The sequence below is a fragment of the Stenotrophomonas sp. YJH_SMC_32 genome (assembly GCF_059369975.1).
The window spans coordinates 110,956-135,443 of record NZ_JCAFTE010000005.1; the positions used below are offsets into that span (position 1 = coordinate 110,956).

Annotated in this window: 21 protein-coding genes; 8 read left to right on the forward strand and 13 right to left on the reverse strand. The window is 68.1% G+C overall.

The window, feature by feature from the left end:
• The first annotated feature begins 41 nt into the window (after positions 1-41).
• Entirely contained in the window at positions 42-746 is a 705-nt protein-coding gene (locus AC5P7S_RS09555; RefSeq protein ID WP_095377126.1) for a DUF2968 domain-containing protein, read from the forward strand.
• Between the two features lie 76 nt (positions 747-822).
• On the opposite strand, the gene AC5P7S_RS09560 is transcribed toward AC5P7S_RS09555, so the two are convergent.
• Positions 823-1,209: a hypothetical protein gene (locus tag AC5P7S_RS09560; protein WP_095377127.1), complete on the reverse strand. Its 387-nt coding sequence runs from the start codon at positions 1,207-1,209 to the stop codon at positions 823-825.
• A gap of 186 nt (positions 1,210-1,395) precedes the next feature.
• On the opposite strand from AC5P7S_RS09560, the gene AC5P7S_RS09565 reads away from it, so the two are divergent.
• Positions 1,396-2,220: an alpha/beta fold hydrolase gene (locus tag AC5P7S_RS09565; protein WP_095377128.1), complete on the forward strand. Its 825-nt coding sequence runs from the start codon at positions 1,396-1,398 to the stop codon at positions 2,218-2,220.
• A 102-nt stretch (positions 2,221-2,322) separates the two neighbouring features.
• Here the strand turns inward: AC5P7S_RS09565 and AC5P7S_RS09570 are convergent, their stop codons facing one another.
• The 7 genes from AC5P7S_RS09570 to AC5P7S_RS09600 all read right to left on the reverse strand — a co-directional run bounded on the left by AC5P7S_RS09570 (position 2,323) and on the right by AC5P7S_RS09600 (position 9,102).
• The gene (locus AC5P7S_RS09570) at positions 2,323-3,972 is read right to left on the reverse strand and encodes an MFS transporter (RefSeq protein WP_065196125.1); all 1,650 of its coding nucleotides are present in this window, start codon (positions 3,970-3,972) and stop codon (positions 2,323-2,325) included.
• The gene (locus AC5P7S_RS09575) at positions 3,966-5,249 is read right to left on the reverse strand and encodes an alginate export family protein (RefSeq protein WP_095377129.1); all 1,284 of its coding nucleotides are present in this window, start codon (positions 5,247-5,249) and stop codon (positions 3,966-3,968) included. The genes AC5P7S_RS09570 and AC5P7S_RS09575 overlap by 7 nt, the downstream gene beginning before the upstream one ends.
• A complete protein-coding gene (locus AC5P7S_RS09580; RefSeq protein ID WP_170944893.1) occupies positions 5,228-7,075 on the reverse strand; it encodes an amidohydrolase in 1,848 nt (615 codons plus the stop codon). The genes AC5P7S_RS09575 and AC5P7S_RS09580 overlap by 22 nt, the downstream gene beginning before the upstream one ends.
• 119 nt (positions 7,076-7,194) lie before the next feature.
• On the reverse strand, positions 7,195-7,620 hold the full coding sequence (locus tag AC5P7S_RS09585; protein WP_065185735.1) for a DoxX family protein: 426 nt from the start codon (positions 7,618-7,620) through the stop codon (positions 7,195-7,197).
• Positions 7,621-7,622: 2 nt separating this feature from the next.
• Positions 7,623-8,279, reverse strand: coding sequence for a hydrolase (locus AC5P7S_RS09590; RefSeq protein WP_005417006.1), 657 nt, complete (start codon positions 8,277-8,279; stop codon positions 7,623-7,625).
• Complete coding sequence (locus AC5P7S_RS09595; RefSeq protein ID WP_050562701.1) at positions 8,276-8,719, reverse strand: helix-turn-helix transcriptional regulator; 444 nt, start codon at positions 8,717-8,719, stop codon at positions 8,276-8,278. The genes AC5P7S_RS09590 and AC5P7S_RS09595 overlap by 4 nt, the downstream gene beginning before the upstream one ends.
• A gap of 50 nt (positions 8,720-8,769) precedes the next feature.
• Positions 8,770-9,102, reverse strand: a complete 333-nt coding sequence (locus AC5P7S_RS09600) for a hypothetical protein (protein WP_005417009.1) — start codon at positions 9,100-9,102, stop codon at positions 8,770-8,772.
• Between the two features lie 96 nt (positions 9,103-9,198).
• On the opposite strand from AC5P7S_RS09600, the gene AC5P7S_RS09605 reads away from it, so the two are divergent.
• Both AC5P7S_RS09605 and AC5P7S_RS09610 read left to right on the forward strand, forming a co-directional pair.
• Complete coding sequence (locus AC5P7S_RS09605) at positions 9,199-12,228, forward strand: sensor histidine kinase (protein WP_095377131.1); 3,030 nt, start codon at positions 9,199-9,201, stop codon at positions 12,226-12,228.
• Positions 12,221-12,874: a response regulator gene (locus AC5P7S_RS09610; protein WP_095377132.1), complete on the forward strand. Its 654-nt coding sequence runs from the start codon at positions 12,221-12,223 to the stop codon at positions 12,872-12,874. Before AC5P7S_RS09605 ends, AC5P7S_RS09610 begins: the two co-directional genes overlap by 8 nt.
• Positions 12,875-13,472: 598 nt before the next feature.
• Here the strand turns inward: AC5P7S_RS09610 and AC5P7S_RS09615 are convergent.
• Positions 13,473-14,666 carry an MFS transporter gene (locus tag AC5P7S_RS09615; protein ID WP_095377133.1) on the reverse strand — a complete coding sequence of 398 codons (1,194 nt, stop codon included), beginning with the start codon at positions 14,664-14,666 and terminating at the stop codon, positions 13,473-13,475.
• 93 nt (positions 14,667-14,759) lie between these two features.
• Between AC5P7S_RS09615 and AC5P7S_RS09620 the strand changes: the two genes are divergently transcribed.
• Positions 14,760-15,689: a LysR family transcriptional regulator gene (locus AC5P7S_RS09620; protein ID WP_005417015.1), complete on the forward strand. Its 930-nt coding sequence runs from the start codon at positions 14,760-14,762 to the stop codon at positions 15,687-15,689.
• A gap of 93 nt (positions 15,690-15,782) precedes the next feature.
• On the opposite strand, the gene AC5P7S_RS09625 is transcribed toward AC5P7S_RS09620, so the two are convergent.
• Positions 15,783-17,240: an amidohydrolase family protein gene (locus AC5P7S_RS09625; RefSeq protein WP_095377214.1), complete on the reverse strand. Its 1,458-nt coding sequence runs from the start codon at positions 17,238-17,240 to the stop codon at positions 15,783-15,785.
• A gap of 54 nt (positions 17,241-17,294) precedes the next feature.
• The gene (locus AC5P7S_RS09630; RefSeq protein ID WP_065185738.1) at positions 17,295-17,996 is read right to left on the reverse strand and encodes an ankyrin repeat domain-containing protein; all 702 of its coding nucleotides are present in this window, start codon (positions 17,994-17,996) and stop codon (positions 17,295-17,297) included.
• A 115-nt stretch (positions 17,997-18,111) separates the two neighbouring features.
• On the opposite strand from AC5P7S_RS09630, the gene AC5P7S_RS09635 reads away from it, so the two are divergent.
• Both AC5P7S_RS09635 and AC5P7S_RS09640 read left to right on the forward strand, forming a co-directional pair.
• Positions 18,112-18,993 carry a LysR substrate-binding domain-containing protein gene (locus AC5P7S_RS09635; protein WP_065185739.1) on the forward strand — a complete coding sequence of 294 codons (882 nt, stop codon included), beginning with the start codon at positions 18,112-18,114 and terminating at the stop codon, positions 18,991-18,993.
• A gap of 131 nt (positions 18,994-19,124) precedes the next feature.
• Positions 19,125-19,562 (forward strand): DUF3806 domain-containing protein, encoded by a 438-nt coding sequence (locus tag AC5P7S_RS09640; protein ID WP_095377134.1) that lies wholly within the window; start codon positions 19,125-19,127, stop codon positions 19,560-19,562.
• A gap of 48 nt (positions 19,563-19,610) precedes the next feature.
• On the opposite strand, the gene AC5P7S_RS09645 is transcribed toward AC5P7S_RS09640, so the two are convergent.
• The gene (locus tag AC5P7S_RS09645) at positions 19,611-20,771 is read right to left on the reverse strand and encodes an amidohydrolase family protein (protein WP_005417027.1); all 1,161 of its coding nucleotides are present in this window, start codon (positions 20,769-20,771) and stop codon (positions 19,611-19,613) included.
• Positions 20,772-20,954: 183 nt separating this feature from the next.
• Here AC5P7S_RS09645 and AC5P7S_RS09650 point away from each other — a divergent pair, with 183 nt between their 5' ends.
• Positions 20,955-21,596 carry a hypothetical protein gene (locus AC5P7S_RS09650; RefSeq protein ID WP_005417028.1) on the forward strand — a complete coding sequence of 214 codons (642 nt, stop codon included), beginning with the start codon at positions 20,955-20,957 and terminating at the stop codon, positions 21,594-21,596.
• Between the two features lie 78 nt (positions 21,597-21,674).
• On the opposite strand, the gene AC5P7S_RS09655 is transcribed toward AC5P7S_RS09650, so the two are convergent.
• The gene (locus AC5P7S_RS09655) at positions 21,675-24,401 is read right to left on the reverse strand and encodes a TonB-dependent receptor plug domain-containing protein (protein WP_495213625.1); all 2,727 of its coding nucleotides are present in this window, start codon (positions 24,399-24,401) and stop codon (positions 21,675-21,677) included.
• Positions 24,402-24,488: the final 87 nt, after the last annotated feature.

Genomic DNA, 24,488 nt, shown 5'->3' on the forward strand with positions numbered 1-24,488 from the left:
ACCTTCATCTCAACCCACACTCATCCGTGGATGGTCTAGACATGCGAGAAACTTCAGGGGGCGCGGTCTTTGCCCGGCACGCGCGCAGCGCGGCAGTGCTGGCCGTGGTCATGATGCTGGTGGCACCGGCAGCGATGGCTGCACGTGGCGACCGCGAGGCGGCAGCCGAACCGGCGCGCAGCGCGCCTGTGGTGCGCAATACCGTGGACGAACTCAAGCAGTTGATGGACTCGCGCCAGCTGACCGAGCTGCGCACCACCTACAACGGCAACTACGGCGCCAGCCTGCTGTTCAATGCCAACACCCTGACCTACTACGTCGCCCTGTTCCAGGAGAAGAACTTCTGGCGGGTGATCAAGACCGATGCGGTGGACAACGCCGAGCGCGTCTATCGCACCTTCGCGCAGCAGTCCGAACAGCTGGCCCAGGTCTACATCGACACCACCCGCCTTGAAGCCGGCAAGCGCTACACCGAGCGCTTGGTGGCCTACAACGAAGAACGCCTGCGCACCCTGCAGCAGGAAATGGAACAGCAGCAGGCGCAGTCGGCACAGGTCAGCACCGCCCTGCAGCAGGCCCAGCAGCAGGCCGTGAGCCTCAGCACCGACGTGCAGAGCACCAACAGCCAGCTGGACGCCCTGCAGCGCCGCATCCAGATCCTGCAGGCCGAACAGGGCAACCCGGAGTTGAGCCTGCCCAAGCCGGACAGCGTGCCCGCACCGGCGGCCGCCAGCGACGGTCGCTGAGAGCTGCACTCACGGTACTCCACGCGACGGCGCCCTATGGCGCCGTTGTCGTTTTCGGCACGTCAGCGCCTCCGCGTCACTGGCAGGCGCCGTAGACCGCGTCATCCAGCTGCCGGCGCTGCACGAAGTCCAGGCGCCGACGCTTGAGCAACGCCTGCTCGCGATCACGCCGGGCACGCTCGCAGGCCGCCGCATCCGTGCTGATCGTGATCAGCGCACCGTGCGCCCGCGCCGCACGCCGTTGCCGGGGCGATGGCTTCGGTGTCGAGGCCGCTGGCGCCACAGCGCCGCGGGACAATGACTGCTCCGCGGGCACGTCCCAGCGCCATGCGGCACGCCCCTGGCAGGGTGTCTGCTGGTAGACCGGGTGCGGTCCATCCACGCACTTGTAGACATGGGTCTGTGCCGGCGCTGCCATGGGCAGCAGCAGGCACAGCATCAGCGACCATCGCATGGCGGGCATCCGTGCGTTCCTGTGGCGGGCTGCGCTCATCCTCGGCATACGGCTCCCGTCCTGCCAGAGCGATACGCGTCACATCCGATGCAATCCAGCACAGCCGTGCAAGTCGGTCGCCTGCGCCTGCGCTGTACTGCCGAAGGCACCGGCATCCTGCCGAAGCCTTCCCTCCCTTCCGCCAAGGAACCTGCAATGAGCAACTTCGTCACCGTCGCCGATGGCGCCCGCATCTTCTACAAGGATTGGGGCACCGGCCAGCCGATCGTGTTCGCCCACGGTTGGCCGCTGTCTTCCGATGCCTGGGATCCGCAGATGCTGTTCATGGGCCAGAACGGCTTCCGCGTGGTCGCCCACGATCGCCGCAGCCACGGACGCTCCAGCCAGACCTGGAACGGCAACAACATGGACACCTATGCCGATGACCTGGCCGCGGTGATCGAAGCGCTGGACCTGAAGGACGCGATCCTGGTCGGCCATTCCACCGGCGGCGGTGAAGTGGCCCATTACATCGGCCGCCACGGCAGCGCGCGCGTGGCCAAGGTGGTGCTGGTCGGCGCCGTGCCGCCGCTGATGCTGAAGACCGCTGGCAACCCCGCCGGCACCCCGCTGGAGGTCTTCGACGGCATCCGCAAGGTTACCGGCGGCGACCGTTCGCAGTTCTTCAAGGATCTGACCACCCCGTTCTTCGGCGCCAACCGGGATGGCAACAACGTCACCCAGGGCATGCGCGATGCGTTCTGGCTGCAGGGCATGCTCGGTGGCGTCAAGGGCCAGTACGACTGCGTGCACGAATTCTCGGAAGTGGACTACACCGAGGACCTGAAGAAGATCGACGTGCCGGCGCTGGTCGTGCACGGCGATGACGACCAGATCGTGCCGTTCGATGCCTCGGCCAAGCTGTCCTCGCAGATCATCAAGGATGCCGAACTGAAGGTGTACGCCGGTGCGCCGCATGGCCTGACCATCACCCACGCCGACCAGTTCAACGCCGACCTGCTGGCGTTCGCACGCAAGTGAGGTATCGCGGCGGCGCTACCCAGCGCCGCCGCAAAAAAGGGGACGGAGGGGATTAAGTCGTTTGTGCACAAACGACTTAATCCCCTCCGTCCCCTTTTTGTGTCAGATATCGCTGTGATGGTGTGGTACCCCGGTCTTCGGCAGCGGATCATGGCCACCCACGAAGTGGCGTACCACCGGTGCGCGCTCACCGCGATGCAGTTCCCGCAGCACTTCCTGGATCGCCTTGTCGTCGGCGGTGATGCGCTCATGCTGGCGCAGGTGCTCCAGCCACGACGGGGTCACGAAATACTCCAGGTGGATGCCCGGGCTGGCCACGTCCTCGACCACGCCCCAGACCACGGCGCCATCGCGGCGGCGGATCGTGCCCAGCGCGCGCATCTGCGCCTGGAACGTGGCACGATCAGCATCATCGATGCGGTACTCGATGGTGACCAGCACCGGGCCTCGATCATTCGACACCGGCACCGACAGCTCGGGTGCCGGCCAGTGCCCGGCCGGGCGCAGGTTCAGGTCTTCGGTGCCGGCGATGCGCACGCGCCACACCAGCAACCCACCGATCACCGCACCGGCCGCTGCCACCAGCAATGCCAGTTCGGGCGAGGTGCGCTGAGCGAGCGCGCCCCAGCTCAGGCCGCCGGCGGCCATGCCGGCAGAGAACACCATGATGTACAGCGCCAGCGCACGCGCACGTACCCATGCCGGAACCGCAGTCTGCGCAGCGATCTGCAGCGACGACAGCACGGTGATCCACGCAAAACCATTGACCAGCATCACCGCCGGAAGCACGTACCAGCTGCGGGTCAGCGCCAGCCCGACCAGGCTCAGGGCCAGCGACAACGTCGCCAGCAGCACCAGCAGGTCGCGATCCATCCGTGCGCGCAGCTTCGGCAGCAGCAACGCACCACCCACTGCGCCGATGCCGATGCAGCCCAGCAGCATGCCGTACTGCCCCGCCCCACCCTGCATCTGCCCACGCACTACCACCGGCAACAGCGCGTTCATTGCCGCGGCAAAGAAGAAGAAGCCGACCGACTTGATCAGCACCGCCTGCAGCCGTCCGGCACGGCTCGCGTAGCGCAGGCCCGCTTTCAATCCGGCACCGAAGCCTTCCGGCGGCAAGCTCGACTGCTTTGGGTCGCGCTTCCAGCCCCACACCACGAACAGCATCGCGGCGAAGGTGATGGCATTGAAGCCGAACGCCCAGACCGCACCCAGCTGGGCGACGATCACGCCGCCGATGGCCGGGCCGATCGAACGGGCGATATTGATGCCGATCGAGTTCAGCGCCACCGCCGAGGCCAGCATCGGCTGTGGCACCAGTTCGGAGACGATGGCGGCCTGCGCGGGCATTGCCATCGCCGCACCGCAGCCCATGCAGAAGGTCAGCAGCACCAGCAACTGCGGGGTCAGCAGGTCCATCGCGGTCAACGCAGCCATCGCTGCGGCCACCAGCAGCATCCAGCCCTGGGTCGCCAACAGGTACTTCCGACGATCGACAATGTCGGCCAGGGTGCCGGCAGCGAGCGCCAGCAGCACGATCGGCACCGTGGTGGCCGACTGCACCAGGGCCACCATCAGCGGCGAACCGGTGCGCTCGGCCATCACCCAGGCGGCGGCCACATCATTGACCCAGGTGCCGATGTTGCTGGCCAGGATTGCCAGCCAGATCGAACGGAACATCTGGATCTTCAGCGGGGACCAGGCACCTGCGTCCTGTACGGGGGGTTGCGACGCGGTTGCGTTCACCATTGCCATGCTCCAACGATCGAGGCGAACAGCGTGTCCTGGCCTCCAGCCTGCTTCAGTGCAGGACCGGCGTCGACCCAGGCCAGCTGCAGCTGCCATTGCCAGTGTTCGCTGGCCTGCCAGCGGGTTTCGGATTTGTACTGGGTGCCGATGCGGCGCGCGCCACCGGCGCTGCCCGGCAACGCCACCAGCGGCGCCGGCGTGGTGTAGACCGCATCGGCACGACGATGCTTCCAGGCCATCTGTACGCCCAGTTCCGTCGTCACCGCGTCGTGCAGGCGCAGGGCCAGGGTCGGCTGCAGGTCCATCAGATTGGCCGGGGCCAGCAGGCTGGCCTCGCTGAAGTAGGCCGATTTCGGGAACAGTGCATTGAAGGTGCCCAGTCGCCGGTCGTGCAGGTTGCCATCGCCACCGGCGATGTCGGCCTTCAGCCCCAGCCGCGGTTGCAGTGGCCGCTCCCTCCAGCGCCAGCCCGTGTCGGTCGCCAGCGTCCAGGCACGGACGTCGAGTGGGCCGGTGGCGGCACGCAGTTCACCACCCTGCGCCACCAGCTCACTGTTCCAGTCCAGCGGACCTGACTGGCCGAACCAGCGCGCACCGAGTGTCTGCCGGCGCTCGGTTCCCGAGCCCGCCGCAAAGCGCGCACCGTCGCGACGATAGTCCAGCAGGTACAGATCCCACTGTCCCACGCCCTGCCCGCGTGCCGCGGTGGCATAGGCACCCCACAGGTGCGCACCCTGTTCGCTGCGATCATCAAAGGCACCCGGCCGGTTCTCGACCGGCCGCAGGGCCATCAGGTCAAGCGTGCCGAGCCGCCCCTTCCAGCCCAGGCGCGCACCATCGAAGGCCAGGCGGATGTTCGGCCCATCGCGTACCGACAACAGCCGCGAGCTGCCATAGCCGGCTTCCTGCCGGCCGAGCTGCACATGGAAGCCACCGCGCTGCCAGCGCCAGTACGCCTGCTGCACGTCCAAGGCACCACGGTCGGTGCGGCCCGGGCCGCCTGCCTTGCCATTCTCGGCATGCACGCCCAGCTGCAGTTTTGCCTGCCAGGTGTCCTCCACATAGGTGGCCGAAGCCAGTGCGCGCAGCAGGCCATAGCCATCTTCGCTGCCGCCGATACCGAACCGGGTCGGGTCGTAGTGCAGGCCACGCAGGCGCAGCGATGCGTCCAGCTGCAGCTCGCCGTTGCCCGCGTCGCTGCAGCGGCCGCCCTCGCAGGCCAGCGCCAGCGAGGGCACGGACAGCAGCGCCAGGCTCAGAACGCGAAGCACGAGCATCCCATCGCGCCCCAGAACCCGGCCAGGTCATCGGTCGGCGCCGGGTGATGCGCGGCATGACCGTGAGCACCATGCGTACTGCAGGCCACACCGTGATGGTGGCGATGGGCAGCGGCCAATCCGGTGGCGGCACCACCAACGTGGTAACCACCGAACCGGTTGACCGGCGACCAGTCCGGCATCGCCGGCGGCAGCTGCGGCGCCAGCCCAGCATAATCGCCGTCGGCGTGCACGATGCGCCCGCCGACCACGGTCAGCATGCTGGTGATGTCAGCGATCTGCGCGTCGTCGACGCGGAAGAAATCGGCCGAGAGCAGGATGAAGTCGGCCAGCTGACCAACCTTCAATGTCCCCTTCACTGCTTCGTCGCCGGAGAACCAGGCGCTGCCCTGGGTCCACAGGCGCAGCGCCTGCTCGCGTTCGAGCAGGTTTTCCTCGCCATACAGGGCCAACCCGCCCACGGTGCGCCCGGTCACCAGCCAGGACAACGCCACCCACGGGTTGTAGCTGGCCACGCGGGTGGCGTCGGTGCCTGCGCCCACCGGCACGCCCTCGGCCAACATGCGCTTGACCGGCGGCGTGTGCCGTGCCGCCTGCACGCCGTAGCGCTCGACGAAGGCTTCGCCCTGGTAGGCCATGCGGTGCTGCACGGCGATACCCCCACCCAGCGCGCGGATGCGCTCGATATTGCGCGGAGTGATGGTCTCGGCGTGGTCGATGAACCAGTGCAGGCCATCGAATGGCACCTCGCGGTTGACCTGTTCGTATACATCCAGGATGCGGGTGATGCTCTCGTCGTAGGTGGCGTGGATGCGGAACGGCCAGCGCTTCTCGACCAGCAGCTTCACCACGTCGTGCAGTTCGGGCTCCAGCTCCGGCGGCAGTTCCGGGCGCGGCTCGTTGAACAGTTCGAAGTCGGCGGCGGAGAACACCAGCATCTCGCCCGCGCCGTTGTGGCGCAGCAGGTCATCGCCCTGGCGCGGCTGCAGGATCTCGCTCCAGCCACGGAAGTCATGCACTTCCCTGCCCTTGTTCTGGGTGAACAGGTTGTAGGCGATGCGCACCGTCAGCTGGTCATCGCGATGCAGCTTCTCGATGACCTGGTAGTCCTCGGGGTAGTTCTGGAAGCCACCGCCGGCGTCGATCACCGAGGTGATGCCAAGCCGGTTCAGTTCGCGCATGAAGTGGCGCGTCGAGTTGGCCTGGTATTCGATCGGCAGGCGCGGGCCCTTGGCCAGCGTGGCGTAGAGGATCAGCGCGTTGGGCTTGGCCAGCAGCAGCCCGGTCGGGTTGCCCAGCGAATCGCGCACGATCTGGCCACCCGGCGGATCCGGTGTGTCCTTGCTGTAGCCGCAGGCGCGCAGCGCGGCGCGGTTGAGCAGTGCGCGGTCATACAGGTGCAGCAGGAACACCGGCGTATCCGGTGCGATGTCGTTGAGCTCCTGCAGCGTCGGCAGGCGCTTCTCGTTGAACTGCGCGGCGGTAAAGCCACCGACCACGCGGACCCACTGCGGCGCGGGAGTACGGTCTACCTGGACCTTCAGCGTGTCCAGGGCATCGCCCAGCGAACGCAGGCCGTCCCAGCGCAGCTCCAGGTTGTAGTTCAGGCCACCACGGATCAGGTGGGTGTGGCTGTCGTTGAGGCCGGGCAGCAGGCGCCGGCCCTGGGCGTCGATCAAGGTCGCTTCATTGCCCCAGCCGCGCATGATCTCCTCGTCGCTGCCGACGGCGACGATGCGGCCTTCCTGTACAGCCAGCGCCTGCGCATGCGGCTGCTGCGGGTCGAGGGTGGTAATGCGGGCATTGCGGATGACCAGCGTGCTCATGCGACGTTCCTTGGAAGTGGAATCGAGTGCGGCACCGACACGACCTGCCAGACCGAGCGCAACAGCGGCGCCGCTGGCCAGCACCACGTTGCGGCGGCCGTGATCGAGGGGATCGTGACTCATGCGAATTCTCCCGGAAGGCGTTGGCCGTCCAGCGCCCAGGCGCCGGGGCCGGCCAGCGCGAGGGCCAGCAGCACCGTGGTCCACATCAACGGGTACTCACTGCCGCCGCGCATCCAGAACCAGCCCTTGGGCAGGGCCAACAGCACGGTGAAGCCGATGAAGGCAGCCGCCGCAAGCGCGGCGATGCGGGTCTGCCACCCCAGCAGCACGGCCAGCCCGGACAACACCTGCAGCAAGGCCAACAGCAATGGCAACGGTGCCACTGCCGGCAGCCCGAAACCGCGCAGCTCGGTGGCGAAGCCGGAAAGCCCCGGCCCCCCGAACCAGCCGAACAGCTTGCCCAGCGCGTGCGGCAGCAGGAAGCCTCCTGCCGCCACGCGCAGCATCAGCAGGGCCAGGTCGAGGCCATGGCCGGCAACCATGCTCAGTGCCCGCCTTCCTGCGCACCGAACATCCGCTTGGCGTACTGGATGCCGATGCCGTAGCCGCCAGCGTGATCGCGCGCAATGCCGGTGGTCAGGTCGTAGGTTTCACCCCGTGCCCAGTCGCGCTGCAGTTCGAGCAGGTACTGCACGCTGGTCATCGGCACCGCGCCGGCCTGCACCATGCGGGTGATCGCACGCTCGTGCGCTTCCTCGCTGACATCGCCACAGGCATCGGTGATCACATACACCTCAAAGCCCTGCGCCAGCGCCGACAGTGCCGGGCCGACGATGCAGACGCTGGTCCACAGGCCGGCGATGACCAGACGGCGCTTGCCGATGCGGTTGATCTCATCGATCACAGGCTGGTCTTCCCAGGTGTTCATCGAAGTGCGATCGAACACCGTCTGGCCCGGAAAGATCTGCGGCAGTTCCGGGAACATCGGCCCGGAGAACGATGCTTCGGCGACTGTGGTCAGCACGACCGGTACATTGAAGCCCTTGGCGCCCTTGCCGATCAGCGACACGTTGTTGCGCAGCGCGGAAATGTCGATGGTGTGGGTGGCGAACGCCATCTGCGACTGGAAGTCGATCAGCACCAGGGCGTGGTCGGTCGGCGACAGCAGCGCCGGGGCGGGAGTGGCGGTGGCAAGGCTCATGGGTGGACTCCGTTGGAAACACGATCAAGGGGATGCAACAGGGCGGCATCGCCGGCAACGTACTGGCCGGGGCTGCAGCCGGTCTCCGCGCGGAAGCTGCGGACGAAATGGCTCTGGTCGAAGAAGCCCAGCTGCTGGGCCAGGCAGGCCATCGGCAGCTGCGCGCCCGGCAGCAGCTGGCGCGCGCGCTCGATGCGACGGCGGCGGACATAGCGCAGCGGGCTGGCGCCGGTACCGGCGCGGAACAGGCGTACCAGATGGAAGCGGCTGACGCAGGCGGCCGCCGCCAGCTCGGTCACCCGCAGCGGCTGCGACAGATGCTCATCGACATAGCGCAGGGCGCGCTGCAACGCGGCGGCCTGTTGCGGTGCCAGTGAAGCGGCGGGCGGATCAGGCGGGAAGAGGGTGGCCATGCGGGACGCCGCGAAGGGGTGCCCCATGGTGCGTGACCCCTGCGTGATGCCCCACCCCCGTCGGTCGAGGCCAGCACCTACCCGAATGGGGGAGGCCGACGGCCGAGCAGGCGGCGCCCGAACAACCGCGCATCCAATGAATAGGCGCCAGGGCCCAGCATCAACAGCGCCAATGGCAGCACCGCCTGCGGCCACGGCGCCTGCTGCGCGAACATGCCCACGGCCGCCATCAGCGCCGCCAGCGGCGTCAACGCACCCAGCACGAGCATCAGCACTGCCAGCAGGCACAACGCCGACCACCCGCCCGCCTGCATGCCGGGCGTGAACAGCGCAGCGGACAGGCACAACCGCAACCACAGCAGGCCGATGCCCGGACCGCGGTCGGGGAACATCACGAACAGGCGCTGCATGGCGGGGCTCCGGAGGGCATGCCGGCGTGATAGCCGACGCCGGCGCACGCCGCCTACCCCGTTCGGGTCACCCCGGACTGCCCCACACCTGCCAGAATGCGCGCCATGCGTGGCCGCCCCTTCCCGTCCGTGCGTCGCCTGCCGACGCTGCTGACGTGCCTGCTGCTGTTGACCTCCCTGCCCGCCTTTGCCGTGCAGCGCCCGCCGGTGAGCGGCGGGCTGCCCGATTACGAACACACCGCCTGGCGTGTCGGCCAGGGCGCGCCGGGCGATATCTGGGACATTGCCCAGGACCGTGAGGGCCTGTTGTGGCTGGCTACCGGCTCGGGCCTGTACCGCTTCGATGGCCGTCGCTTCGAACGGCAGGCGGCGCCCGCCGGCAGCCAGTTCCCGTCCACCAACATGGTCACGCTGGCGCATGCCGCCGGCGGTGCGCTTTGGATCGGCTACTTCCAGGCCGGCATCAGCCAGTTCACGCATGGGCAGCTGCGCAGCTACGGCCGCGAGCAGGGGGTGCCGGTCGGCGTGGTCCCACGCTTCAGCCAGGATCGCCAGGGGCAGCTCTGGGCGGCGATCAATGGCGGGCTGCGCCGCTTTGACGGACATCGCTGGCAGCCACTGCCGGCCGCTGCCGGCCTGCCAGAGCGCCGTGTGCAGTGGGTGCTGCACGACAGCCGGGGCAGGTTCTGGGTGCTGGCCGACCTGAAGATCTGGATGCGTGCGGCGGGCCAGACCGCGTTCGAGGACACCGGCATCGCGGTCTCGCAGATGGCGACGCTGGCCGAAAGCCCGCAGGGTGAAGTGTGGCTGGCCGACCGGGTGCGCGGCACCTCGCCGCTGGCCAACGCGCAGGGTCTGCTGGCAGACAGCGAACGTGAGGCGCGGCGGTTGCCGGAACTGGTTGCTGCGCGCCTGCAGTTCACTGCCGATGGCGCGCTGTGGGCCACGATGAGCCCGCACGGCGGCGTCGCCCGCATCACCTTCGACGGCACCCGGGCCGTGCGAATGGAACGCTTCGATTCGCCGCAAGGACTGACTGCCACATCGGCAGTGCCGATCATCGTCGATCGCGAAGGCAATCTCTGGGTCGGCACCAATCTCGGCCTCAACCGCTTCCGCGCACGCAGCGTGCACGCCCTGGTGGTCGGCCCGAGCGATCCCTACCGCTCGCTGGTACGGGCCAGCGATGGGCGCGTGTATGGCTATGGCGAAGACCTCAAGCCCTACGACCTGCGGCGCCCCCTGCTGGATGGCAGCGCCACGCAGCTGCAGGCCGCCGCTCGGCAGGCACCCACGCCGATCTGGCAGTTCGACTGGGTCAACCTCGCGCGCACGGTCGCCGGCCACACCACATTGATCCCGCTGCCGGCGCCGTTCACCGGGCAGCCGCTGCATGCCCTGTTGTTCCCCGATGACGGACAGGCCTGGGTCTGCGCCGGAGAACGCGGGGTGCTGCACTACCAGCATGACCAGTGGCAACGTGAAATCCGCCTGCCAGAGCAGGCCTGCTCATCGCTGGCGCTGGATGCCGATGGCCAGCTGCTGCTCGGCTATGCCGATGGCCGCCTGCGCCGCCTGGGTGCGAATGGCACCGAGACCTTCGACGCCGGGAACGGCCTGTCGGTAGGGCCGATCACCGCGATGCTGCACCACCGGGACCTTCTGCTGGTCGCCGGCGAAGCGGGGCTGGCGGCACGGCTGGGCAACGGCCGGTTCGTTCCGGTGCACACCGACATGGCCGGTGTCCTGGAGGGCATCACCGGCATGGTCGCCGATGCCAATGGGCACCTGTGGCTAAACGGCAGCCGTGGCCTGGTACGGATGGAAAGCGGGTTGCTGCGCCGTGCCCTGCGCACCGGTCTGCCAGTGACGCCACGCCTGTTCGATGCCATCGACGGCATGCCCGGCATCGCCCTGCAGAGCGGACCGATCTCCACCGCCGCCCTGGCCGACGACGGCCTGCTGTGGCTGGCCACCAACCAGGGCCTGGCCTGGCTGGACACCACCCGCTCGCACGTCAATACGATGGCTCCCAGCGTGCGTATCGGCGAGGTGCTGTATGGCAGCGAGCACGCGCCGCTACGCGATGGCCTGCGTCTCCCGGCCGGCACCAGCCAGCTGCAGATCGATTACGTGGCGCTGTCGTTGGCACGTCCGGAGCGCAACCGATACCGCTACCGCCTGTCGGGCGTGGATGATGGTTGGCAGGACGCTGGCAGCAGCACACGTGCGTACTACACCAACCTCGCGCCCGGCAGCTACCGGTTCGAGGTGGAAGCCGCCAACGAGGACGGCATCTGGAGCACCGCACCGGCCAGCCGCAGCTTCCGCATCGCTCCCACCTTCATGCAGACAGTGTGGTTCAAGCTGCTGTGCACCGCCGCCGTGCTTGCACTGCTGGTGCTGGCGGTACGCATCCGCAGCGGGCAGCTGGCCGCACTGTTCCGCGCCCGACTGCAGGAACGCAACGGCGAGCGCGAACGCATCGCGCGCGACCTGCACGACACCCTGCTGCAGGGTAGCCAGGGTCTGATCCTGCGCCTGCACGCGATCAGCCAGTCAGCGCAGACACCGGAGCCTGTGCGCAGTCAGCTTGAGTCAGCGATGCAGCTGGCCGAGCGCAACCTGGCCGAGGGTCGCGAGCGGGTCAATGCGCTGCGCGAGGCGCCGTTTGCGGGCCGCGACCTCGCTTCGGCGCTGGCCGACGTGCACGCCGAATACGCCGGGCATGGCATCAATCCCCTGCGCCTGACCGTGGAAGGCGCGACGCCACCGCTGCAGGCCGACGCGGCCGAAGAGGTGTTCCTGATCGGGCGCGAGGCCATCCGCAATGCGTTGCGCCATGCCAATGCCAGTGCCATTGAAGTGGAACTGTCCTATGGCACGCGTTGTTTCCTGCTGCACGTGCGCGACGACGGCGCCGGCATTGCCGACGAGAACGCCGGCCATGGCCATTGGGGCCTGCAGGGCATGCGTGAGCGCGCCCAGCGCCTCGGCGCGGAACTGCAGCTGTGGACCCGCCCCGGGCTGGGCACCGAGGTCGCGCTGGCGGTTCCCGCCCGTCGCCTGTATCACCGCCGCCCATCGCGTTGGCGCTGGCCCTGGAGTAGAACGAGCCATGACTGAATCCCCTACCCCGATCGGCGTACTGGTGGTCGATGATCACCCGCTGCTGCGTGATGGCCTGGCGGCACTGCTGGGCGCCCATGCCGACCTGCGCCTGCTGGGCGAAGCCGCCGATGGCGAAGAAGCCATCGCACGCTACCAGCAGCTGCAGCCTGACGTCGTGCTGATGGACCTGCAGATGCCCCGCCTGGACGGTGTGGAAGCCATCGTGCGGATCCGCGCGCTGGACCCACGCGCGCGCATCATCGTGCTGACCACCTACCGTGGTGACGTACGTGCGGTGCGGGCGCTGCAGGCCGGCGCCAGCGCGTACCTGCTGAAGGACATGCTGCGCCATGAACTGGTCGACACCATCCGCATGGTCGCCGGCGGCCGGCGCGCACCGATTCCCCCGGCCGTGGCGGCCAGCATCGCCGCGCATGTAGTGGAAGATCGCTTGTCGCCGCGCGAGACCGAGGTACTGCGGCACGTGGCCGGAGGGCTGTCGAACAAGCGCATCGGCGAGCGCATGCAGATTTCCGAGCAGACGGTGAAGGCGCACATGAAGAGCCTGATGGACAAGCTCGGCGTGGGTGATCGCACGCATGCGGTAACCCAGGCGCTGCGGCGCGGCATCATCAGCCTGGACGACAGCGGTCACGATTAGGGGGTTGTCCGGCAGGGCTGCGCCCTGCACCCACGGTAGTGCCGGCCGCTGGCCGGCAACTTCAACAGCAAAATCAAAAGCGCGCTCTCCGTGGGATGGCGCGGCGGTGTCGGAGTGCGGGGACGCTGAAAGTACGTCCCTGTAAGCTTGGCAGCCGCATCCATGCGGCTGACACCCCGCACTCCGACACCGCCCCACCTCTGACAGATTCCTGCGGCTGTCGGTAGGCGTCGACCTTGGTCGACACTTCTCTCAGATATCGAAATCAATCTGGGGTCAGATCCGTTTTCCTCCGGAAAACGGATCTGACCCCAAGAGCCATTCAAACAGAAGGCGGGGGGGGCCGGTTGCGGGGGGCCAGATCAGTGAGCGCCATGGATGGCGCGACCGAGCCCCCATGGGTGAGGGCGCTTCGCTTGCGAAGCATTGCTTCGCAAGCGCCCGAACGCCCAGCCGCCAGCGGCTGGGCCGGACTGGGGATTCACGGCGTCCCCCGCAACCGGACCCACCCCGCCTCCCTACAGGAACCCCGCTGTTGCTGTTGCTGTTGCTGTTGCCTCCAGCAGGTGCAGGGCTGCAAGCCCTGCCGAACAACCCCCTACTTCAAACGCAGTGCCAGGCTGCCCCCCGCACACACCACCGCCAGCCAGGCCACGCCGTGCCACCCCCACTGCGCCAGCGCCAGGCTGCCCAGCGCACCACCGGCGGCCATGCCGATGAACATGCCGGTGAACAACAGCGCATTGAGCCGGCTGCGTGCCGGCGGCACCAGCCCGTAGACCAGGGTCTGGTGCGCCACCAGCGCCGACTGGAAGCCGAAGTCGAACAGCAGCGCACTCACCACCAGCAACGGCAACAGCGCGGCGGCCGGCAACCAGGCTTCGGCCAGCAGCAGGCCGAAGCCCAGCAGCGCCACCGCAATCGCCAGCCGTGCCACCGCATGGCACCCCAGTCGATCAGCGAAACGGCCGGCAAACGGCGCGGCCAATGCACCGGCCGCACCGGCGATACCGAACGCACCCGCCGCCGCACTGCCGAGGCCCAGACGTGCATGCAGCATCAGCGCCAGGGTCGACCAGAACGCGCTGAATCCCACGGCCAGCAGCGACTGGCTGGCCACCGCACGGCGCAGCTGCGGCTGCTCGCGCCACAACGCCAGCAACGAACCCAGCAACGCCGGATAGCGCAGCGTGCTGGTCGGCGCGAAACGCGGCAGTGCACGCGCCATCACCGCGCCCATCGCCGCCACGGATACCGCCGCCAGCACGAACTGCGTGCGCCAGCCCCACGCTTCAGCCACCACGCCACTGACCACCCGCGACAACAGGATGCCGAGCAGCAGGCCGGTCATCACCCGGCCGACGATCTGGCCGCGCTGCGCATCCGGTGCCAGCACCGCAGCGGCGGGAACGATGTCCTGCGCCAGCGTTGCCATCAGCCCGACCAGCAGGCTGGCCATCAGCAGGCCCGGCAGGTGCCCGGCCATCGCGGCGGCGCCCAGTGCCAGCGCCAGCAGCGCGGACTTCAACAGGATCAGACGGCGGCGGTCGAAGCGATCGCCCAGCGGTGCCAGCAGCAGGATACCCAGTGCGTAGCCGAGCTGGGTCAAGGTTGGCACCAGGCCGGCGGCGCGCTCACCGGCGCCAAGGTCCTGGGCGATCAGGCCCAGCATGGGCTGGCTGTAATACAGCGACGCGACCGAGAAGCCGGCACCGGCCGCCATTGCCAGCACCAATGGGGCGGAAGGCACGGTCGCCGGTGCGGCCGCAACAGACAGCGAGGGGGTAGACATGGGGGAGCCCCGTAGAGGAAGTGGGCGTATCCTGCCTGTATTCGCCAAACGTCTGTAGTAGGCTCTGGCACATATATTTCATACGCCACACGCATGAATGACCTCGCCACCGGCGCTGATCGCCTGGATCTGCTGCGCACCTTCCTGCGCATCGTCGATGCCGGCAGCCTGTCTGCTGCGGCCCTGCAGCTGGGCACCACCCAGCCGACGGTCAGCCGACGCCTGCAGGCACTGGAGCGGCAGCTCGGCCTGCGCCTGCTGCAGCGCTCCACCCATGGCCTGCAACTGACCGAGGACGGCCTGCGCTGCCAGCGTCATGCGCAGCGCGTGGTCGACGAATGGGAGTCGCTGCAGGCCGAGCTGAACGGCGAACCGGAAACGCTGCGCGGACGCCTGCGGGTGATGGTGCCGCACGCCTTTGGCCAGGCGCAGCTGCTGCCGACCATGCTCGCATTCCTCGCCCAGCACCCGCAGCTGAGCCTGGAGTGGATCCTTGAAGATCGTCGCCCGGATTTCATCGCAGAAGGCATCGACTGCGCGGTGCGGGTGGGCCCTGTCGACGAACCGCGCATGGTTGCACTGCCGCTCGCCGAAGTGCCGCGCATCGTCGTGGCAGCGCCCTCGCTGGTGGACGCCACGGCGGTCAGTACGCCGGAACAGGCACAGTCACTGCCGTGGATCTCGCTGGTCACCTACTACCGCGAACGCCTGCTGCTGCATGATGCGCAGGGCCGGGCGCATACGCTGTCAATCAGCCCGCGCCTGCTCAGCGACAACCTGTTCGTGGTACAGCAGGCTGCACGCGCCGGGCTGGGCGCAGCGGTGGTCTCGGCCTGGCTGGTGGCCGACGACCTCGCACAAGGGCGGCTGGTGCAGCTGCTGCCGGACTGGCAGGCACCGGCACTGCCGGTACACGTCGTGTTTCCTGCCGCGCGCCAGCAGCCGCCACGGCTGCGCGCCTTCATCGATGCGATGAAGGCCGCACTGCCGCAGCTGCACGGCATGCGGCCGGCACCGCGTTAGGTCACCGGCCCCATCATCCACGCATGGCGTGGATTTCGTTCAAGACCACAGGGTCAGAGCCCTTCCCGTTGAGAAGGGATCCGACCCTGTCGATCATTGCGCCTTCTCAGCCTCGGCATTCCACGCCGCGACCTTGGCCTTGGTGTCGGCCAGCATCTTGTCCAGCGCGGCGCGGTCATACACGTTGCCGCGCAGGATCACGCTGTCGATCTTCTCGGTGGCGGCGATGTCCTGCAGCGGGTTGGCGGTCAGCAGCACCAGGTCGGCGGCCTTGCCCCGCGCGACATCACCGTAACGGTCCATCTGGCCAAACCAGGCCGGGCCGGAACGGGTTGCGGCCGACAGCGCCTGCGGCGCGCTCAGGCCCTCCTTCACGAACAGCTGCAGTTCCTGGTGCAGGGCGATGCCCGGGAAGTTGAACGAGTTGAGGAAGCCCGCATCGGTGCCGGCAATGATCGTCACGCCCGCCTCCTGCAGCAACCGCAGCACGGCCGCCACCTGGTGGTACTGCGCGTGGCGCGCCTCGATCTGTGCCGGCGTCGCCTTCGCGGCGCGGTCCACGCGCCACTGGTAGGTCGCGCGCAGGCCCGGGCCGATGTAGGCCAGGTACGGATCGTTGGCGTGGTCATCCTGGTCCAGGAAATCGAGGATACGGCCACCGTTGAGGGTCGGGGTCACGAATACGCCGCGCTTGGCGAAATCACGGTAGGCGTGCATCGCGGTGTCACGGTCGAAGCTGGCGTCGAGGCGGCGATTGGCTTCCGCGCGGTCGATGCGGCCGGCGCCCAAGTCGGCGGCGATCTTCGCTTCGTCCTTGCTGCCGGCCTTGAATGCGTAGTCCAGGTGCTCGATCGAGGCCAGGCCGGCATCGACCGCCTGCTCCACCGTCAGCGCCATCGGAATGTGGCCCGAGGCCTTGAAGCCGGCCTTGCGCGCTGCGCTGGCCGAATACAGGAACAGATCCGGCTTCAGCGTGCTGTCGGTGATCTTCACGAAGTCGACCCTGTCGTGCTGCAGTCGGGTGATCGCCTTGTCGACGTCGGCCTCGCTGCCCACTTCGATCGTGCCCTTCCAGACCGGCTTGATGCCTTCGATCTTCGCGCCGGAACTGAGCAGGCGCGGGCCGAACAGCGTGCCCCTGGCGATCTCGCCACGCCACTGCAGCACCTGCTCGGGCAGGTCGCCCGAGCAGTCACGCACGGTGGTGATGCCGTGCGCGATGTACAGCGGCAACAGTGCCTTGTTCTCTTCGATCAGCGCCGGGCCACCACCGAAGTGCACATGCATGTCCCACAGGCCCGGGATCAGGTATTTGCCCTTGGCATCGATCTGGCGGGCCGCGCTCCACTGGCTGCGCAGCTGCGCGTCCGGGCCCACCGCGACGATGTCCTCGCCGCGGATCACCACGCTCTGCCCGGCCCGCGTGCTGGCGTGCTCGACGTCGACCACGATGGCATTGCGGATCAGCAGGTCGGCGCGCTCGGCAGCAGATACCGACAGCGGCGCCACCGCAAGAAGGATGGCAAGGGACAACGGGCGGGAACGGAACATGATGGACAGCATCCTGGTAGGCACGGCCAGCGTGCGGGTGGAAGGAGTAGCGGTTCAGCGCGCCGCGCCGTGCTGGCGCAGCAGGGTTTCAATGCCGGCATAGCCACGCTGGCGCGCGTGCGCCAGTGGCGTTACGCCATCGCCATCGGCCAGCTCCGGGTCGGCACCGGCCTCCAGCAGCAGCTGCACGATCTGCACATGGCGTTCACCACCGTCTCCGAGCAGGATCGCTTCCAGCAGCGCGGTCCAGTGCAGGCGGTTGACGTGGTCCACCGCCACACCTGCACGCAGCAGCATGCGCACGGTGCTGACGTGGCCGCGCTCGGCGGCCGGAATCAACGCAGTGCCCCCATAGCGGTTGGTGCTGCGCAGATCGGCGCCGTGCGCCAGGGTCATCGCCAGGATCTCATCCAGGCCGCGCGCGCCGGCATACAGGTAGGCACTGTCCTGCAGCGCATCCTTGGCATTGACGTCCGCCCCGGCCTCGATCAGTTCGCGCGCGGCGTCCACGTTGTTGCCCTGCGTGGCCAGCAGCAGCGCCGTGCGGCCCTGGCCATCGTGCGCCTCCAGCGTGGCGCCATCCTCGATCGCCTGTCGCACCGCATCGGCGTCGCCGCGGCTGGCGGCATCACGCAGGCGCGCGTCTGCGTCGGCTCTGGAGGTGGCAGTGCAGGCAGGGGTGACCATGGCCAGCAGACACAACAACAGCACGCGCGTGAACGGTGCAGGCCAGCCAGCAGGGCAATGGAAGCGCATCACGGTGTCTCCTTTTCTCCATCGCCGCAGGGCGATGGTCGCAGGGGCCGCGCATTGCCGGCCCCTGCCCCGCATGGTAGAAGTCGGCCTGGGTATCCAGAAGTGAAATGTTCAAATGCAAGACAGTGCCAAATCGAATAGAACCCTGTTCGAACTGGACCTGCTGCGGGCGCTGGTGATGGTGGCCGACTGCGGCAGCTTCACCACGGCGGCCACGCGCCTGCATTCGACGCAGTCCACGGTCAGCCAGAAGGTACGGCGGCTGGAGGAACTGGCCGGGCATCGCCTGCTCGAGCGCGGCCACCGCGATGTACACCCCACCGACGCCGGCCACACCCTGCTCGGCTATGCGCGGCGCATGCTCGACCTGAACGAGGAAATGGCACAGGCGCTGGCCGGCGCGACGGTGGAAACTGCGGTCCGCATCGGCGTACCCGAAGACTTCGTCAACCCGCAGACCACCCGCATGCTGGCCGCCTTCAGCCGCCGCCACCCGCAGGTGAAGCTGGAGATCAGCAGCGGCCTGAGCCGTGACCTGGCCCAGGGCTTCGACCACGGCGAGCTGGACCTGGTGCTGGTCAAGCAACGCCGCAACAGCCGCCAGGCGGTGCATTGCCGGCACGAGCCGATGCACTGGATCGACAGCCTGCGCAGCAGCTGCCTGCAGCAGGACCCGCTGCCGCTGGTCACCTTCCCGCCGCGAGGGCTGTACCGCGACGAGATGATCCACGCCGTGGAAGCGTTGGGCCTGCGCTGGCGCATTGCCTTCACCAGTTCGTCGCTGAGTGGCATCCAGGGCGCGGTGGCTGATGGCATCGGCATCAGCCTGCTGCCGCGCCGCGCGGTCACGCGCGAGCACCGCATCATCGATGGCGAGCGCGGGCTGCCGGTGATCGACAACTACGAGATCGGCCTGCTGCATCGCGCGGACGCCGATGATGCCGTGCGCGCACTGGCCAGCGAGCTGTGGCGGCAGGTGCAGCGCGAACCGGATTGACCACGGTAGATCCACGCCATGCGTGGATGCCTTTCGCGCATTGATCATCGATATCTGATCAATCTTGCCGCACGGCGGGCATCATCGCCTCGTACAGTGCCCCCTGCTTCCGTGCTCCACGGCGCCTCGCCATGTCCGACCAACCCCCGACCCGATTCGATCCCCTGCCTGCAGCCCTGCAGACGCACCTGCAGCACCAGCGTGCACGGATCGCCTCACGCGTGGCCGCCAGCTTCCCGACGTTGCCGGTGCGATGGCCGCTGGCCGCCAGCACATTGCAGTGCGTGGTCGATGCCGAACTGATCGATCGTGACGACTGCGGCGGCTGGGAAGCGCTGGGCGTGGCGTTCGGTGACATTCTGGCCCAGCGCGTGCCGGGCCTGGCCTGGATGCAGGTCACCGATGCCTGGGGCATCGATGCGGTGCTGCGCTATGCCGACAGCAGCCTGCAGATCGGCGCCAGCACCCTGCTGCTCAAGCGCGTGGAGCAGGGCGAGGTCATCGACATCGCCCATCTGCTGGCGTGGCTGGAAGAGTTCGTCGCCACCCGCGCAGACGATTACGCCTGAAAGCCGCCGGGCATGGCTCGGTGCTACAGAGGTTGGCGCGGCCTGGATCTACAGCCAGCGGCCGTCCACCACCACGCGTCGCTCCACCGGCACTGCGGCCACGGCCGCCGGACCGTGATCGGCGCGCACCGCCACGAAGGTGGCCGGCAGGCCTTCGGCAATGCCGTGCTGCGGCAGCCCGATCACCTGCGCGGCGTGGGTGGTGACCATGTCCAGCGCCAGCATCAGGTCGGCATCGGTGTAGAAGCCCGAGCGGTAGCCCAGCAGCATCGCCCGCTGCAGCAGATCGCCGTTGCCGTACGGCCACCAGCAGTCACGGATGTTGTCATTGCCAGCGAACACGCGCACGCCGGCATCATGGAGCGCACGCAGCGGCGGGAACGGATGATCCCCCGGCGCGTTGCTCATGATCGCCACACCCGCCGTCGCCAGCGCCTCGCCCACCTGCACCGCGCGCGCCAGCGGCACTTCGCCCAGCGAGTAGGCATGACTGACCGCCACCCGCCCCTGCAGGCCAGCGGCCCGGGTCCGCGCGGCAATGCGCAGCAACTGGGCCAGTCCGGTTTCGCCGGGCTCGTGCAGGTGGATGTCCAGGCGCACGCCATAGCGCTCGGCCAGGCCGAACAGCAGTGCCAGTTGGCCTTCGGCATCGCCATCCAGCGTGGTCGGGTCGATGCCTCCCAGCACCTCCACGCCCGCTGCAAGGGCCTGCTCAAGCACGGCGGCGGTACCCGGACAGGACATCACCCCGGCCTGCGGGAACGCTACCAGCTGGATGCGCATGAGGCCGGCACAGCGGAGCGAGGCTTCGCGTACCGCCTCGAGATGACGCAGGCCCGTGCTGCCGTCGATGTCGACGTGGCAGCGCATGGCCACCGTGCCGAAGCGGCTGCACTGGCGGATCAATGCCTCGGCACGGTCCACCATCGGCGCGGCACCCGCTACCGCGGCCTTCTCCACCGCCAGCCGCTCACGCAGGCTGTTCACCGGCTGATGCGGGTGCCAGCGGTCGCCGACAAAACTCTTGTCCAGATGGATGTGGCCGTCGACCAGCCCGGGCAGGACCGCGAAGCCCTGCAGGTCGACGCATTCCGCCCCGTCGGCCGGCGAGGCCTCGCCATTGAGGCCGCTGATGCGGCCATCACGGATATGGAAATGCAGCGGCGCACCGTTGCGGTCGACACCGCCATGGACGAACTGGAGGGTCATCGGGAACTCCCGGAATGCCAAGACTGCCGCCATCGTGCGCCCCGCTGCACCCATCGACCAACGAAATATCTGGATGGCACGCATTCACCAGGACGATGATTGCGCCTGCGACAACCGGTCGCAGCCACGCCGTGCACACCCCTGAACAGGTAACATGGGCGCCTGTTTCCGTTGTGATGCCGCATGGGCCCGTCCGACCGCCACGATCGTCTCCGCCGCTGGCAGGCCGCATCCCTGCTTGCCGCCGCCCCGATCGCCAGCCTGTCCGCCACTGATGCTGCGGCCGCTGCACCGCTGCAGTCGCCGCCGGGCCAGCAGCGCATCGCACCGGCTGCACTGGTCGAGCGCCTGCACCAGCGCGTGCTGTCCGGGCAGAGCGCCACCGCCACGCTGGAACACTGGTGCGCCGAACATGGGCTGGCCGAACAAGCCCGGGTGCGCGCGGTGCGCGTGCACGGCCAGGACAAGCCTGCCCCCGCCGACGTTCTGCAGGCGCTGGGCGCGACGCCGGGTACCGAACTGCGCTATCGCCGCGTACAGCTGGTCTGCGGCAGCCGCGTGCTGTCCGAGGCCGACAACTGGTACCTGCCTGGCCACCTCAGCCCGGCCATGAACCAGGTGCTGGACAGCACCGACGAACCGTTCGGTCGCGTGGTCGGCCCGCTCGGTTTCCAGCGCCAGACCCTGGCTGACCAGACGTTCTGGCCGCCGCGGGGCGAAGGCGATCACGGCGTGATCCTCGAGGTGCGTGCCTTGTTGCGCGACCGCCAGCAGCAGCCTTTCAGCTACGTCATCGAGTCGTACCTGCAACAGGCGCTGCCCTAGGCGACCGCGCGCGCCATCACCGCGGTGTCTAGACAGCAGAAGGCCCGGCATTGCCGGGCCTTCTGTCTGCCCGCCCGGTCAGCGGAACCGGTAGTCCAGCTGCAGCCAGTATTGGCGGCCATACGGGTCGTAGTTGCCGACCGGGTAGAACGGCCAGCCGCCCCCGTTCCTGTCTGCCGGCGGGCGGCTGTCACGCAGGTTGTTGACGATCACGCCCACCGACAGGTTCTCGCCGAACTGGCGGAACACGCTGGCGTTGTAGGTCATGTACGGCGCGATGCGACCACTGCCATCGGTCTTCGGCAGTGAACCGAAACGATTGCCGCACAGCGTGCTGGTCCAGTCACCCTGGTTCCAGGTGATGCTGCCGTTAGCCTTGCTGCGCCACTGGTAATCATCCAGCGAATTGCGGATGTCACGCTCCGGATCATCGGAGAACTGCCGGTATTTGTGCTCCAGCACCACGGTGTAGGCCAGGCGCGTGGTGAAGCGGCCATAGCGGCCGGCATCGAAACGCCAGTTGCCCTTCAGGTCCAGGCCGCGCACCGATTCGGAGGCCGCGTTGATCGGATTGATCAGCACGCGGGTCACCTGGTCCGGCTGCACCGTGGCGTTGGACGGATTGCGGATCACCCGCGACAGTGCGTCCTGGCACAGCGGTGAACCGATATCGCGCGCTTCGCCGCCCAGCGTGCGGCCCAGGCGGCAATCGGCCTCGTCACGCAGGATACGGCTGGTATCGAGGCTGGTCACCTCGTTGTCGATGCGGATGTCGTAGTAGTCGGCGCTGAAATCCAGCCCGGACAGCGGCGACCAGACCACGCCGAAGCCGTACGACTTTGCGGTTTCCGGCTGCAACTGTGCGTTGGCGCGGTTGCTGTAGTCGATCGACAGGCCGTTGTAGTCGCAGTTGTCGTACGACTGGCCTGCAGTACGGCAGCGCCAGTAATCGGTCATGCCCGGGTTGTAGCCGCGGGTCTCGGTGGCGAACACGTAGTTCATGTCCGGCGCACGGAAGCTGGTCGCGGCAGAGCCGCGGATCAACAGGCTCTCGATCGGGCGGAACTCGACGCCGAAGCTCCAGGTCGCCTTGCCGATGTGCTCGCCGCCTGCGCGGTACTGGTCGTAGCGGCCGGCCAGCGTAGTGGTCAGCGATTGCAGCAACGGCAACTGCAGTTCAACGCCGGCCGCATAGCGATCGCGATCACCGCCGGCACCGATACCGGCGCTGGTGTTCCAGAACTCGCCGGTGCCCAGCCGCGGGTCCGGGCGGTTGCGGTAGCCCTGGCTGCCGGCCTCGACCACTGCGGCCAGCGCAGCATCGCCGCCCGGCAGTGCGAACAGGCGGCCATTGACACTGGCACTGAAGGTCTGCAGCCACGCCGCGTTGCGACTTTCCTGATAGTCGGACAGGCCCGCATACTCGTTCGGAGTCAAAGGCTTGAACAGGCGCACCGGGTCCGGCGCATAGACCTCCACGCCATTGCGCACGCCCAGCTTCGGGCCCAGCAGGTACTCGTTGATGCCGGCCAGCAGCACCGGGCGACGGGTTCGGTTCTCGTAGCGCGACCGGCTGTAGACCGCCTCGTAGTCCCAGCCGCTGTCGCCGATCTGGCCGCGTGCGCCCACGTTGAACGACCACGAGTTCTCCAGGAACCGATTGGCATTGCGCGGCAGGCCACCGATTTCTTCCGGCGCGAAGCGGCGGTACCAGCTCTCCAGGTTCCCGCTGTTCTGGTTGTAGAAGTAGTTGCGTGAGGACGTCCAGGTCGGCGCGCGCGTGTTGTTGTAGATGCGCGCGCTGCCCACGGCGACATCGGCGAACAGGTCGGTGGTGTCGTTGACGTGGAAGGTCAACAGGCCATAGCCATTGAGGTTGCGCTTCTGGGTCTGCACGGTCCAGTAGCTGGCGGCGGCCTCGTTGCTGCCGCAGTACCAGCCCTGGCGCGGGTTGTTGGCACGGAACACGCTGCCGCCATAAATGCCCGACGCTGCGTCGCAGCCGCTCACGCCCGGATCGATGTTGCGGCCGGTGGCAGCATTGCGGCGATAGGCGATCGCGGTCGCCTGCGGCGCCTTGCCGGCCGGATCATCGTCCAGTGAATCCATGAAGTCGCGTTGGCGCGCGTGGATCGCCTTGCGCACGTCGAACTCGAAGCCGAACAGCGCATCCCAACGCTCGCCGGAACTGCCACCGACCACCTGCGCGCGCTGGTTGTCACCCCCGCCCTGCTGGGTGCCGCCGGCGCGCACGTTCACGTCCACGCCTTCAAAGCGGTCCTTGAGGATGATGTTGACCACGCCGGCGATGGCATCGGAGCCATACACCGCCGACGCACCCGCGGCGAGCACCTCGATGCGCTCGATCAGGGCGCTGGGAATGTTGGCGAGGTTGACCACGTTCACCGAGCCCTCGTAGGCCAGCGGGTAGTCGGCCTGGCGGCGGCCGTTGACCAGCACCAGCGTGCGGTTCGGGCCCAGCCCGCGCAGGTTGATGGTGTTGGCGGCCGGGGTGAAGGTATTGCCGAAGTCCTCGCCCTGCACGTTGCCGGTGTTCTCGGTCAGCGCGCTCAGCGCATCGAAGGCATTGCGGTAGCCCTGCGCATCGATCTGCTCGCGGCTGATCACCGTCACTGGCGAGGGCCCCTCGACACTGGCACGGGGAATGCGCGAGCCGGTGACCTTCACTTCCTGCAATTTGGTGGGCGGGCTTTCCTGCGCGAAGGCCGGCAGCGAAACCAGCATCAGGGACGACAGTGCGAGCACCAGCGGACGCGGGCGCAGCGCCTTGGGGGAGGCGGACATGGGCTTCCTGGGGGGAGTTGGGCGGGTGGTAGCGGGAGCGGCCTGTGGGGCACATAACGATCCCGTAACGAAAGTGTCCTGAATGGG

Coding starts and splice junctions, on each gene's coding strand:
- AC5P7S_RS09580 (WP_170944893.1), bottom strand. CDS start 7,075: ATGAGCACGCTGGTCATCCGCAATGCCCGCATTACCACCCTCGACCCG.
- AC5P7S_RS09555 (WP_095377126.1), top strand. CDS start 42: ATGCGAGAAACTTCAGGGGGCGCGGTCTTTGCCCGGCACGCGCGCAGC.
- AC5P7S_RS09600 (WP_005417009.1), bottom strand. CDS start 9,102: ATGCAGCGCCTGTTCGTGATGTTCCCCGACCGCGGTCCGGGCATCGGC.
- AC5P7S_RS09590 (WP_005417006.1), bottom strand. CDS start 8,279: ATGAGCCTTGCCACCGCCACTCCCGCCCCGGCGCTGCTGTCGCCGACC.
- AC5P7S_RS09585 (WP_065185735.1), bottom strand. CDS start 7,620: ATGGTTGCCGGCCATGGCCTCGACCTGGCCCTGCTGATGCTGCGCGTG.
- AC5P7S_RS09635 (WP_065185739.1), top strand. CDS start 18,112: ATGCAAGACAGTGCCAAATCGAATAGAACCCTGTTCGAACTGGACCTG.
- AC5P7S_RS09570 (WP_065196125.1), bottom strand. CDS start 3,972: ATGGTGAACGCAACCGCGTCGCAACCCCCCGTACAGGACGCAGGTGCC.
- AC5P7S_RS09630 (WP_065185738.1), bottom strand. CDS start 17,996: ATGCGCTTCCATTGCCCTGCTGGCTGGCCTGCACCGTTCACGCGCGTG.
- AC5P7S_RS09595 (WP_050562701.1), bottom strand. CDS start 8,719: ATGGGGCACCCCTTCGCGGCGTCCCGCATGGCCACCCTCTTCCCGCCT.
- AC5P7S_RS09620 (WP_005417015.1), top strand. CDS start 14,760: ATGAATGACCTCGCCACCGGCGCTGATCGCCTGGATCTGCTGCGCACC.
- AC5P7S_RS09645 (WP_005417027.1), bottom strand. CDS start 20,771: ATGACCCTCCAGTTCGTCCATGGCGGTGTCGACCGCAACGGTGCGCCG.
- AC5P7S_RS09575 (WP_095377129.1), bottom strand. CDS start 5,249: ATGCTCGTGCTTCGCGTTCTGAGCCTGGCGCTGCTGTCCGTGCCCTCG.
- AC5P7S_RS09610 (WP_095377132.1), top strand. CDS start 12,221: ATGACTGAATCCCCTACCCCGATCGGCGTACTGGTGGTCGATGATCAC.
- AC5P7S_RS09560 (WP_095377127.1), bottom strand. CDS start 1,209: ATGCCCGCCATGCGATGGTCGCTGATGCTGTGCCTGCTGCTGCCCATG.
- AC5P7S_RS09565 (WP_095377128.1), top strand. CDS start 1,396: ATGAGCAACTTCGTCACCGTCGCCGATGGCGCCCGCATCTTCTACAAG.
- AC5P7S_RS09615 (WP_095377133.1), bottom strand. CDS start 14,666: ATGTCTACCCCCTCGCTGTCTGTTGCGGCCGCACCGGCGACCGTGCCT.
- AC5P7S_RS09605 (WP_095377131.1), top strand. CDS start 9,199: ATGCGCGCCATGCGTGGCCGCCCCTTCCCGTCCGTGCGTCGCCTGCCG.
- AC5P7S_RS09640 (WP_095377134.1), top strand. CDS start 19,125: ATGTCCGACCAACCCCCGACCCGATTCGATCCCCTGCCTGCAGCCCTG.
- AC5P7S_RS09650 (WP_005417028.1), top strand. CDS start 20,955: ATGGGCCCGTCCGACCGCCACGATCGTCTCCGCCGCTGGCAGGCCGCA.
- AC5P7S_RS09625 (WP_095377214.1), bottom strand. CDS start 17,240: ATGTTCCGTTCCCGCCCGTTGTCCCTTGCCATCCTTCTTGCGGTGGCG.
- AC5P7S_RS09655 (WP_495213625.1), bottom strand. CDS start 24,401: ATGTCCGCCTCCCCCAAGGCGCTGCGCCCGCGTCCGCTGGTGCTCGCA.